This window comes from Burkholderia anthinoferrum (assembly GCF_002925705.1).
In the GTDB taxonomy this organism is placed as follows: Bacteria; Pseudomonadota; Gammaproteobacteria; order Burkholderiales; family Burkholderiaceae; genus Burkholderia; species Burkholderia semiarida.
Map to the genome: position 1 here is coordinate 1 of NZ_LFZP01000043.1, position 12,056 is coordinate 12,056.

The 12,056-nt window shown below is 65.2% G+C and carries 9 protein-coding genes; 5 read left to right on the forward strand and 4 right to left on the reverse strand.

From position 1 onward, the window contains the following. Positions 1–712 precede the first annotated feature (712 nt). Both C5F75_RS15540 and recG read right to left on the reverse strand, forming a co-directional pair. Complete coding sequence (locus C5F75_RS15540; RefSeq protein ID WP_006754461.1) at positions 713–1,672, reverse strand: LysR substrate-binding domain-containing protein; 960 nt, start codon at positions 1,670–1,672, stop codon at positions 713–715. Positions 1,673–1,798: 126 nt separating this feature from the next. Beyond that, the gene (gene recG, locus C5F75_RS15545; RefSeq protein WP_099316079.1) at positions 1,799–4,114 is read right to left on the reverse strand and encodes an ATP-dependent DNA helicase RecG; all 2,316 of its coding nucleotides are present in this window, start codon (positions 4,112–4,114) and stop codon (positions 1,799–1,801) included. Positions 4,115–4,281: 167 nt separating this feature from the next. On the opposite strand from recG, the gene queA reads away from it, so the two are divergent. Together queA and tgt are read left to right on the forward strand one after the other, a co-directional pair. After that, positions 4,282–5,349, forward strand: a complete 1,068-nt coding sequence (gene queA / locus C5F75_RS15550) for a tRNA preQ1(34) S-adenosylmethionine ribosyltransferase-isomerase QueA (protein WP_059581187.1) — start codon at positions 4,282–4,284, stop codon at positions 5,347–5,349. A 197-nt stretch (positions 5,350–5,546) separates the two neighbouring features. Continuing rightward, on the forward strand, positions 5,547–6,746 hold the full coding sequence (gene tgt, locus C5F75_RS15555; protein ID WP_104012428.1) for a tRNA guanosine(34) transglycosylase Tgt: 1,200 nt from the start codon (positions 5,547–5,549) through the stop codon (positions 6,744–6,746). A gap of 292 nt (positions 6,747–7,038) precedes the next feature. On the opposite strand, the gene C5F75_RS15560 is transcribed toward tgt, so the two are convergent. Both C5F75_RS15560 and C5F75_RS36340 read right to left on the reverse strand, forming a co-directional pair. Further along, positions 7,039–7,377, reverse strand: coding sequence for a hypothetical protein (locus tag C5F75_RS15560; protein WP_124658309.1), 339 nt, complete (start codon positions 7,375–7,377; stop codon positions 7,039–7,041). Then, positions 7,367–7,927, reverse strand: a complete 561-nt coding sequence (locus C5F75_RS36340; protein ID WP_124658310.1) for a hypothetical protein — start codon at positions 7,925–7,927, stop codon at positions 7,367–7,369. The genes C5F75_RS15560 and C5F75_RS36340 overlap by 11 nt, the downstream gene beginning before the upstream one ends. A gap of 593 nt (positions 7,928–8,520) precedes the next feature. Between C5F75_RS36340 and yajC the strand changes: the two genes are divergently transcribed. The 3 genes from yajC to secF all read left to right on the forward strand — a co-directional run bounded on the left by yajC (position 8,521) and on the right by secF (position 11,938). Then, on the forward strand, positions 8,521–8,844 hold the full coding sequence (gene yajC, locus C5F75_RS15570; RefSeq protein ID WP_006476868.1) for a preprotein translocase subunit YajC: 324 nt from the start codon (positions 8,521–8,523) through the stop codon (positions 8,842–8,844). Between the two features lie 106 nt (positions 8,845–8,950). Beyond that, positions 8,951–10,969 carry a protein translocase subunit SecD gene (gene secD / locus C5F75_RS15575; RefSeq protein WP_059581177.1) on the forward strand — a complete coding sequence of 673 codons (2,019 nt, stop codon included), beginning with the start codon at positions 8,951–8,953 and terminating at the stop codon, positions 10,967–10,969. Between the two features lie 18 nt (positions 10,970–10,987). After that, entirely contained in the window at positions 10,988–11,938 is a 951-nt protein-coding gene (secF, locus tag C5F75_RS15580; RefSeq protein ID WP_059581175.1) for a protein translocase subunit SecF, read from the forward strand. Positions 11,939–12,056 lie beyond the last annotated feature (118 nt).

The following is a 12,056-nucleotide window of genomic DNA, read 5'->3' on the forward strand; positions in this document are numbered from 1 at the left end:
TCAGGTTCAGCTGATTCGGCCACCAGTCCTTGTTCGTCGTGCCGCTGCCTGCGGTGTGGTTGAACGGGCACTTCGATTCGTTCGACATGCTTTTTCTCCTTTACTTGCTCGTAGGCCCCCACGTGCCGGGCGCGGTTCGTGGAGCATTGCGGGGGGTAAGAAACAGAACGGGCGGGTTCTCCTGTCGCGCTACCGGACGTCGTGCGCGGCCTTCCGCACGCGTTCCCGCTGTCGCGCGCCGCAGGCGGGGCGCTCGGGGAAGCGGCCGCCGGCTGCCGTCGTGCCAGTGAGGCGGGTGTTTTTTCCGGTATCGGACATGCGATGCTCCGTCATGGCTTGACCGCAGGTGAATCGGGGGAACACAGGACCGGCGCGGGGCGGCACTCATCCGCCATACACACGATCCGCCAGGTACGCGAATGCAATCGGACGCAGGCTGCGGACCGCCGCCCTGGCGCGATGCACGATTGTCCCGCGCGACGGGACGTTCCACTGCGCGTGCTGCAATACCGACCGCATGATGACATCCTCCTTTGACGCTTGCATTCAACGTGCATCCCGCACGTCGGCTCAATGCCGATCCATGGTGAGGATTCTATATAAATCTATCAATTATTTGAATTTAATAAATTTCATCTATTTGATAGGGAAAAATAAACGGGGTCGCACGACCCCGTTCATCACGCTGCCACACACGCATGCACAACGCGCGTCAGTTCATCGTGGCCGGCATGTCGAGCTTCGCGACACCCGGCAGCTCGCACGCGGCAATCGCGTCGCTGATCGCGTCGATCGCCGGCATCCGCGTGAAGCTCTTGCGCCATACGAGCACGACGCGGCGGTCGGGCACCGGTTCGTTGAACGGCACGTACGACAACAGCTCGGCATCCGGGCCGTTCGCGCGCGGGCCGATCTCGGCGACCGACATCCGCGGCAGCACGGTGATGCCGACGCCGCTCGCGACCATGTGGCGGATCGTCTCGAGCGACGAGCCCTCGAAGGTCTTCTGGATGCCGTCGGCCGTCTGCGAGAAGCGCATCAGCTCCGGACACACGCCGAGCACGTGATCGCGGAAGCAGTGGCCGTTGCCGAGCAGCAGCATGGTTTCCTGCTTCAGGTCCTCGGCGTCGATTTCGTCGCGCTTCTCCCACGGATGGCCGGCCGGTAGCGCGACGACGAATGGCTCGTCGTACAGCGGGCGCACCATCAGGCCGGTTTCGGGGAACGGCAGCGCCATGATCGCGGCGTCGATTTCGCCCTGCTTCAGCAGTTCGAGCAGCTTCAGCGTGTAGTTCTCCTGCAGCATCAGCGGCATCTGCGGCACCCGCTGGATCATCTGCTTGACGAGCGTCGGCAGCAGGTACGGCCCGATCGTGTAGATCACGCCGAGGCGGAACGGGCCGACGAGCGGGTCCTTGCCCTGCTTCGCGATCTCCTTGATCGCGAAAGTCTGCTCGAGTACGCGCTGCGCCTGGGTGACGATCTGGTCGCCGATCGGCGTCACGCTCACTTCGCTCGCGCCGCGCTCGAAAATCTGCACGTTGAGCTCGTCTTCGAGCTTCTTGATCGCCACCGATAGCGTCGGCTGGCTCACGAAGCACGCTTCGGCCGCACGGCCGAAATGCCGCTCGCGCGCGACTGCGACGATGTATTTCAATTCAGTCAGCGTCATTGTGGGTCAATCAGAGATATACAGGCGATAGGTTTAATTTATACACCTGTTGGCACCGGTTCGCCAAGTTTCTCTGCATCGCGATGCGTCGATCGGTGGCGTTCGATCCGGCCCCGAGCCGGTGGATCAGGCCTTCAGGTACTGCTCGCGCGCGCCGAGCCAGCGCGCCAGATGCTGCGTGACGACCTCGGGATACGCGGCAATCAGCCGCGCCGCGGCCTCGCGGGCCGGCTCGATCAGCCAGCCGTCGGTCTCGAGGTTCGCGAAGCGCAGCATCGCCGCGCCCGACTGGCGCGCGCCGAGGAATTCGCCGGGCCCGCGGATTTCGAGGTCGCGCCGCGCGATCTCGAAGCCATCGGTCGTCTCGCGCATCGTCTTCAGCCGCTCGCGACCGGCGATCGACAGCGGCCCGGTGTACAGCAGCACGCACACCGACGCCGCGGTGCCGCGCCCGACACGGCCGCGCAACTGGTGCAGCTGCGCCAGGCCGAAGCGCTCCGCGTGCTCGATCACCATCAACGACGCGTTTGGCACGTCGACGCCGACCTCGATCACGGTCGTCGCGACCAGCAGCTGCACTTCGTTGCGCGTGAACGCGTCCATCACGGCCGCCTTGTCGGCCGGCGACAGCCGGCCATGCACGAGGCCGACCTTCAGTTCGGGGAGCGCGGCGGCGAGCGTCTCGTAGGTTTCGACGGCCGTCTGCAGCTGCAGCGTCTCGCTCTCCTCGATCAGCGGGCACACCCAGTACACCTGGCGCCCGGTCAGCGCGGCCTCGCGCACGCGGGCGATCACCTCGTCGCGCCGCGCGTCGCCGACGAGGCGCGTAAGCACGGGTGTGCGGCCGGGCGGCAGCTCGTCGATCGTCGACACCTCGAGGTCCGCGTAGTACGTCATCGCGAGCGTGCGCGGGATCGGCGTGGCCGACATCATCAACTGGTGCGGCTGAAAGTCGCGCGCGCCGTTGGCCGCATTCGCCGCCTTCGCGCGCAGCGCGAGACGCTGCTCGACGCCGAAACGGTGCTGCTCGTCGACGATCACGAGGCCGAGCCGCGCGAATTCGACCGTATCCTGGATGATCGCGTGCGTGCCGATCACGAGCTGCGCGGTGCCGAGCGCGGCCGCCTCGATCGCCGCGCGTTTCTCCTTCGCCTTCAGGCTGCCCGCCAGCCACGCGACCTTCACGCCGAGCGGCTCGAGCCACGCGCGCAGCTTGCGCGCGTGCTGCTCCGCGAGGATTTCGGTGGGCGCCATCAGCGCGGCCTGGTAGCCGGCGTCGATCGCCTGCGTGGCGGCCAGCGCGGCGACGACCGTCTTGCCGCTGCCGACGTCGCCCTGCAGCAGGCGTTGCATCGGGTGCGCGAGCGTGAGGTCGTGCGCGATTTCGTCGACGACGCGCGCCTGCGCGCCGGTCAGCGTGAACGGCAGCGCCGCGTAGAAACGCGTCGTCAGCGCATCGGCATCGGCCGCGCCGCGGCGCGGCATCGCGGGCGCGGCGCGCGTGCGGCGCTCCTCGTGCGCGCGCTTGAGCGACAGTTGCTGCGCGAGCAACTCCTCGAACTTGATGCGCGTCCACGCCGGATGCGAGCCGTCCATCAGCGCGGCTTCGTCGGAATCGACGCGCGGATGGTGCAGGATGCGCACCGCCTGCTCGAGCGTCGGCACGTCGAGCGGCTTCAGGTAATCGCGCTGGATCTCCGGCGGCAGCAGTTCGGGCAGCGGCGTGCGCTCGACCGCGTTCTCGATCGCCTTGCGCAAGTACGCCTGCGATACGCCGGCCGTGCTCGGGTAGACGGGCGTGAGCACCTGCGGCAGCGGCGCGTCGGCTTCGACGACGCGCACGGCCGGATGCACCATCTCCATCCCGAAAAAGCCGCCGCGCACGTCGCCGCGCACGCGCAGCCGCTGGCCGACGGCCATCTGCTTGACCTGCGACCCGTAGAAATTCAGGAAGCGCAGCACGAGCTGCTCGCCGTCGTCGTCCTGGATCTTCACGACCAGCTGGCGGCGCGGCCGGTAGGCGACCTCGTTGTCGAACACGACGCCTTCGGTCTGCGCGATGCCGCCCGGCAACAGCTCGCCGATCGGCGTGAGCGTGGTTTCATCCTCGTAGCGCATCGGCAGATGCAGCACGAGATCGATCGAACGCGTGAGGCCGAGCTTCGCGAGCTTGTCGGCGGTTTTCACCGGCTTGTCGGCGGCCGGCTTCTTCTTGCGCTTCGCGCCGGCCGCGCCTGCTTCGTCGCTCGCGGCGGCGGCGCCGTCGGCCTCGGGCGCGGCCGCCGCGGGCTGCGCGAGCCGGCCGTCGGCGCCGCGCTTCGGGCCGGCGCGGCGCGCGCCGGGGCCCGCTGCGGGCGGCGCTAACGAGGCGGCATCGTCCGCGTCGAACGGATCGGCGGAATCGGCAACGGCAGCGGGGGAACGGCGTGGTGACACGGGCATCGGATCGTCTGGGTGCTTCGCAAGGCAAGTACAATAGCGGCTTTCACGTCGTCCGAACGAACGACGCCGGCCAGGCCGCGCATCCCGTCATCATAGCGGCTCGCGCGCCCCGATCACGCGTTTCCGCCCTGCCGGCGACGCCCGCCGGCCGCTTCGAACCAGCCCGCATGTTCACGCTTTCCGATTTCGATTTCAATCTGCCGCCCGAGCTGATTGCACAAACCGCGCTGCCCGACCGCACCGCGAGCCGCCTGCTCGAGGTCGACGGCACCGTCGAGCCCGCCCGCCTCGTCGACCGCCATTTCACCGAGTTGCCGGCGTGCATCGCGCCCGGCGACCTGCTCGTGTTCAACGATACCAAGGTGCTGAAGGCGCGTTTCTTCGGCCAGAAGGCCAGCGGCGGCAGGATCGAGGTGCTGATCGAGCGCGTGACGGGCACGCACACGGCGCTCGCGCAGATCCGCGCGAGCAAGTCGCCGGGCGCCGGCACGACGCTGCGTCTGGCCGATGCGTTCGACGTGACGGTCGGCGAGCGCGTCGAGCCGTTCTTCACGCTGCACTTTCCCGCGCCGTGCCTCGACCTGATCGAGCAATACGGCCGCCTGCCGCTGCCGCCGTATATCGAGCACGATCCCGACGCGACCGACGAAACGCGCTACCAGACGGTCTACGCGAGCAACCCGGGCGCGGTGGCAGCTCCTACGGCCGGGCTGCATTTCGACCAGCCGCTGCTGGAGAAGCTCGACGCGATGGGCGTCGAGCGCGCGACGCTGACGCTGCACGTCGGCGCCGGCACGTTCCAGCCGGTGCGCGTCGAGAACATCGCCGAGCACAAGATGCACAGCGAGTGGTACGACCTGCCGCAGTCGCTCGTCGACAAGATCGCCGCGACGCGTGCGCGCGGCGGCAACGTGATCGCGGTCGGCACGACGTCGATGCGCGCGCTCGAAGCCGCGGCGCGCTCGGCCGACGAAGCCGGCCGAGCGCTCGCGGCGACGCAGGCCGAGACCGACATCTTCATCACGCCCGGCTATCGTTTCCGCGTGGTCGACCGGCTCGTCACGAATTTCCACCTGCCGAAATCGACGCTGCTGATGCTGGTGTCCGCGTTCGCGGGCGTCGAGACGATCCGCGCCGCGTACCGGCACGCGATCGAAGAACGCTACCGGTTCTTCAGCTACGGCGACGCGATGCTGCTCACGCGGCGCGACACGCCGGAGGCGCCGGGCGCGTAAGCGCGGCGTGCGCGATCACGCACCGGCCTGCGATTGCCAGCAGCCGGTGCGTGCCGCGCGGTCGCGCCGCGCGCTGTTACCCCGTTTTCCCGCCGTACGCGCTACGATGGCGCGCACCCGCTTTCCCCGCCGCCGGCTGCCCGGCGGCGTTTCCAACATGCGCCGAACTGTTCTTCGGTGGCAAGGAGAATGACGCGATGACCGAAGGTTCATCCCACGATACGCACGCTCATCCGAGCGCCCCCGTGCAGGACCGCCCCGCCAACGGGCTCGAATTCGAACTGCTGACGACCGACGGCCACGCGCGCCGCGGCCGCGTGAAGCTCAACCACGGCACGGTCGAGACGCCGATCTTCATGCCGGTCGGCACGTACGGCACCGTGAAGGCGATCCAGCCGCGCGAGCTGCACGAGATCAAGGCCCAGATCATCCTGGGCAACACGTTCCACCTGTGGCTGCGCCCGGGCCTCGACACGATCGACGCGCACGGCGGCCTGCACGGCTTCATGGGCTGGAACAAGCCGATCCTGACCGACTCCGGCGGCTTCCAGGTGTTCTCGCTCGGCGACCTGCGCAAGATCACCGAGGACGGCGTCACGTTCGCGTCGCCGATCAACGGCGACAAGCTGTTCCTGTCGCCGGAAGTGTCGATGCAGATCCAGAAGGTGCTGAACTCGGACATCGTGATGCAGTTCGACGAATGCACGCCGTACGCGACCAACGGTGTGCCGACGACGCACAAGGAAGCGGCCGACTCGATGCGCATGTCGCTGCGCTGGGCGAAGCGCTCGCTCGACGAATTCAACCGGCTCGGCAACCCTAACGCGCTGTTCGGGATCGTCCAGGGCGGGATGTTCGAGGATCTGCGCGACGAATCGCTCGCGGGCCTCTCGGAACTCGGCTTCCACGGCCTCGCGATCGGCGGGCTGTCGGTGGGCGAGCCGAAGGAAGACATGATGCGCGTGCTGCGGCACGTGGGCCCGAAGCTGCCGGCCAGCAAGCCGCACTACCTGATGGGCGTCGGCACGCCGGAGGATCTGGTCGACGGCGTCGCGAACGGCATCGACATGTTCGACTGCGTGATGCCGACCCGCAACGCGCGCAACGGCTGGCTGTTCACGCGCTTCGGCGACGTGAAGATCCGCAACGCGACGCACAAGAACTCGCTGAAGCCGCTCGATTCGACCTGCACCTGCTACACGTGCCAGAACTTCTCGCGCGGCTACCTGCATCACCTGCACCGGGTCGGCGAAATCCTCGGCGCGCAGCTCAACACGATCCACAACCTGCACTACTACCTGCAACTGATGAGCGAGATCCGCGACGCGATCGAAATGCATACGTTCGACGCATTCCGGCAGCGCTTCGCGGAGGATCGGGCGAGAGGGGTCGACTGACGGTAAATTCGCACACGGCGCGCGCGATCTTCCATCACCATCGAGTTGCGCTTATGCCGAAAAGCCGGCCTGCCGCGTGCCGGGCACGCTCCCGTGTCACGCGGCCGGCCGAAGCCATGCCTCGAACGCCGCTCGATAGCAATCCGTGCCCCCGACATTCAGCCGGCCGATGAGTCGATGCGCACTCTTCTGCAGCACGCCGGAGTCGAGGTCCGCTTGTCGCCCTGACAAGTCAGTCCGCACCGCAACATGAAAAGCGCGCACAAGCGTCTCGTTCGCCATACATCCTTTTTTATAAGCTGATCCACTTCAGGAACTTCCCCCAGAGCCCTTGCTTGTCCCGCGGGTCTTCATCCTTTCGTCCCGACGAGATGTAGTCGAAAATAAAATCCGAGACACCCTCTATGGTTAGCGGAAAATCGTCCTCGATGAACACCGGGATATTAAAATGCTTGAACGTCATCGTTATGAACATCGTAATATCATCGTGATCAATTTTGAAATCGCCGAGAATATCCGTATCTTTTGATATCTCGCTCCGCTCAACAAACCCAATCTCCCTGACAAAAATATCAATCACCGTCTCGATGATCTCCTTTTTAGACGGCACCGGTCGAGCTTCAGCTTCCATATCTCGCGTCATACGCACACTTGCCAATAACCACTGCGTCGATCACCCCCAGAGCAATAGCACCATACCCGGAAGCGCGTCCAACAACTCCGAATACACGAATCGTACCCAGAGTTTTCCGGGCAAGTCTCGCCGCCATGGAGCCGGAAGGCAATACCAATCTCGGGAAAAATTTGAGACCCACACTACTGACAATATTCGTGTATTTACTGGCCCTTGGATGCACCATGTGTCCAAGAAGTTTTTTATGGATCGGCATTCCAGCCACACCCGTCAAAACAGCCGAGCCTGTTAGACCATAATGATCTTTCGCACACTCCCACAGATCCACCCCGAGGGACGCTTCCGGTTCAGGCAATTCAGACGACGGGGAAAATGACAATACCTCGTAGCCAACATGATTTTCGGCTGGTGCAACAACAATCGCGCCGACATTACCGGGATGCCGACTCAAATCGACGAACAAGCGAGACAGATCGGGGCGAAATCCATTGATTCGTTCACGATTTATTTCGTCGATGCCCTGAATCACGGCGGAACGAAGCGACATCTGCACCTCTACTGTCAATTATCCTGACATCACCGTAACCGAAATTCCATCTCGAAAATAGCGAGATCCCATTACGCGCCGATCCAGCCCGGTGGCGAGGGGCGAATCGCTCGCGGGCCTGTCGGAATGCCCGCCGCTACCCGTTGCCGGTCTGCTCGCGGTGAGGGCTGATCGAGTACGTCTCGAACGACATCGGCCTGTCCGACTGCACGATGCCGCCCGCCACGCGACACACCGGCATTCGCCGCGGCGAGTCGATGCAAGCCGTAGTACCGTCCGCGCAGCACGGCTCGCGCCCTGCGGTTCGTCGCCGCAATCGACCAAACGGTCGAGACCCATATGCTTGACGCGTTCCACATAACGTCGGCCGGCCGACCAGGTGGCCAGCAAGAATAGGACTAGTACTAAAAACGCGCCGACATCTATCAGTCCAGATCGCCAAACATTACAATTACCTTCCATATCAGTCGCAACGTCGCCGGCTCGCACTTTAAGCACTTGATCTCAAAGCGCATGTGTCGCTCCGTTGCGGCATGGGGCCGGTGGTAGAATGACCGGCTTATTTTTCGATCTTCCCCTACGGAGAGACCAACGTGCCGTTCATTTCCAATGCCTTCGCGCAAGGTGCCGGTGGCGCCGAATCGAGCCTGATGAGCTTCCTGCCGCTCATCCTGATGTTCGCGGTGCTGTACTTCATCATGATCCGTCCGCAGATGAAGCGCCAGAAGGAACACCGCAACATGCTCGCGGCCATGGCGAAGGGCGACGAAGTCGTCACGAGCGGCGGCCTCGTCGGCAAGGTGACGAAGGTCACCGAAGGCTACATCGGCGTCGAAATCGCCGAAGGCACCGAAATCACCGTGCAGAAGGCTGCCGTCACGACCATTCTGCCGAAGGGCACGATCAAGTCGCTGTAAGGCCTTCACCGAGCGTCCGGCTCCCCGCGCCGTGCCCGCCTGAGAGAGCGGGCCGCCGCGGCGCCGGACGCGACGCTTTCACGCCAACCACCCGTTCGGCCCCCTCATGAATCGTTATCCACTCTGGAAATATGTCGTGATGGTCGTGGCGCTCGCCATCGGCCTTCTGTACACATTGCCCAACTTCTTCGGCGAAGCGCCGGCTGTGCAGGTGTCGAGCGGCAAGGCCACGGTCAAGCTCGACTCGACCACGCTGACCCAGGTCGAATCGGCGCTCGCGTCCGCGCAGATCAAGCCGGACGACATCACCTTCGAGAACACGGCGACCAGCGCGAACATCCGCGTGCGCCTGAAGGACACCGATACGCAGCTGCGCGTCAAGGACCTGCTGCAGAAATCGCTGAACACCGACCCGAACGATCCGCAGTACGTCGTCGCGCTGAACCTGCAGAGCGCGTCGCCGCGCTGGCTGACCGCGCTGCACGCGCTGCCGATGTATCTCGGCCTCGACCTGCGCGGCGGTGTGCACTTCCTGCTCCAGGTCGACATGACGGGCGCGCTCACGAAGAAACTCGACTCCGACGCGTCCGACGCACGCGCGCTGCTGCGCGACAAGAACATCCGCGACGGCGGCGTGAGCCGCGTCGAGCAGTCCGTGGTCGTCAACTTCAGCGATGCGCAGACGGCGGAAGATGCCCGCAAGGTGCTCGCCGCGTCGATCACCGAGCTGCAATGGGCGACCCAGCCCGGCGGCGGCGGCACGCAGGTGGTCGGCACCTTCACGCCGGCCGTGCAGAAATCCGTCGAGGACGCCGCGCTCAAGCAGAACCTGACGACGCTGCACAACCGCGTCAACGAACTCGGCGTGTCCGAGCCGATCCTGCAACAGCAGGGCAGCGACCGCATCGTCGTCGAGCTGCCGGGCGTGCAGGACACCGCGAAGGCGAAGGACATCATCGGCCGCACCGCGACGCTCGAGGCGCGTCTTGCCGATCCGATCAACACGCACCCGAACCCGAACGACCCCGTGCCGCCGGGCGAGGAGCTGTTCACGCAGGGCAACCAGGCGCCCGTGCTGCTGAAGAAGGACGTGATCTTCACCGGCGACCGCATCATCGACGCATCGGCCGGCTTCGACGAACACCAGCGTCCGTCGGTCAACATCCGCCTCGATTCGGCGGGCGGCCGCGCGGTGCGCACGGTGTCGCGCGAGAACATCGGCAAGCCGATGGCGATGGTGCTGTTCGAGAAGGGCAAGGGCGAAGTGCTGACGGTCGCGACGATCCAGTCCGAACTCGGCGACCGCTTCCAGATCACGGGCCAGCCGACGCCGCAGGCCGCGGCCGATCTCGCGCTGCTGCTGCGCGCCGGTTCGCTCGCCGCGCCGATGGACATCATCGAGGAACGCACGATCGGCCCGAGCCTCGGCGCCGACAACATCAAGATGGGCATCCACTCGGTGATCTGGGGCTTCTGCGCGATTGCCGTGTTCATGATCGCGTACTACATGCTGTTCGGCGTGGTATCGGTGATCGGCCTGTCGGTGAACCTGCTGCTGCTCGTCGCCGTGCTGTCGCTGATGCAGGCGACGCTGACGCTGCCCGGTATCGCGGCAATCGCGCTCGCGCTCGGCATGGCGATCGACTCGAACGTGCTGATCAACGAGCGCGTGCGCGAAGAACTGCGCGCCGGCCAGCCGCCGCAGCTCGCGATCCAGGCCGGCTACGCGCACGCGTGGGCGACGATTCTCGATTCGAACGTCACGACGCTGATCGCCGGCCTCGCGCTGCTCGCGTTCGGCTCGGGCCCGGTTCGCGCGTTCGCGATCGTGCACTGCCTCGGCATCCTGACGTCGATGTTCTCCGCGGTGTTCTTCTCGCGCGGGATCGTCAACCTCTGGTACGGCGGCCGCAAGAAGCTGAAGTCGCTCGCGATCGGCCAGGTGTGGAAGCCGGAAGGCGCGGCCGCCGCGTCGTTCACCGACGCGGACGAATCGACCGACACCGCGCGCGCCGCGAAGCTCGCCGCCCCGGCGAAGGGCAATGCGCCGCGCGCCGGCAAGCCGCAGTTGCGCAACCGCGCGCAGCAAGGCGTGTCGCCGAAGAAACCGGGCTCGACCCAATAAGGCCCCGGAGACGAAGCCATGGAATTTTTCCGCATCCGTAAAGACATTCCGTTCATGCGGCACGCGCTGGTGTTCAACGTGATCTCGCTGGTCACGTTCCTCGCCGCCGTGTTCTTTCTGTTCCACCGCGGGCTGCACCTGTCCGTCGAATTCACCGGCGGTACGGTGATCGAGGTGCAGTACCAGCAGGCCGCGGAGCTCGAACCCGTGCGCGCGACGCTCGGCAAGCTCGGCTATGCCGACGCGCAGGTGCAGAACTTCGGCACGTCGCGCAACGTGCTGATCCGCCTGCAGTTGAAGGAAGGCCTCACGTCCGCGCAGCAGAGCGACCAGGTGATGGGCGCGCTGAAGGCGCAGAGCCCGGACGTCACGCTGCAGCGCGTCGAGTTCGTCGGTCCGCAGGTCGGCCGCGAGCTCGCGACCGACGGTCTGCTCGCGCTCGCGTGCGTCGTGATCGGCATCGTGATCTACCTGTCGTTCCGCTTCGAATGGAAGTACGCGGTGGCCGGCATCATCGCCAACCTGCACGACGTCGTGATCATTCTCGGCTTCTTCGCGTACTTCCAGTGGGAGTTCTCGCTGGCGGTGCTCGCGGCGATCCTCGCGGTGCTCGGCTACTCGGTCAACGAGTCGGTCGTCATCTTCGACCGGATCCGCGAGACGTTCCGCCGCGAACGCAAGATGAGCGTGCAGGAAGTGATCAACCACGCGATCACGACCACGATGTCGCGTACGATCATCACGCACACGTCGACGGAAATGATGGTGCTGTCGATGTTCTTCTTCGGCGGCCCGACGCTGCACTACTTCGCGCTCGCGCTGACGGTCGGCATCATGTTCGGCATCTACTCGTCGGTGTTCGTCGCGGGCTCGCTCGCGATGTGGCTCGGCATCAAGCGCGAAGACCTGATCAAGGAAAAGAAGACCGCGCACGATCCGGACGATCCGAACGCGGGCGCGCAGGTTTGAGCGCTGCGCGGTTTCGGCGGATATACGAAGGCCGGTCCTGTTGAACTGCACCCCAAAAGTTGGACACCCGTCCAACCTTTGGGGTGTTTTTCATGACGAAGTACAACGAGCAGTTCAA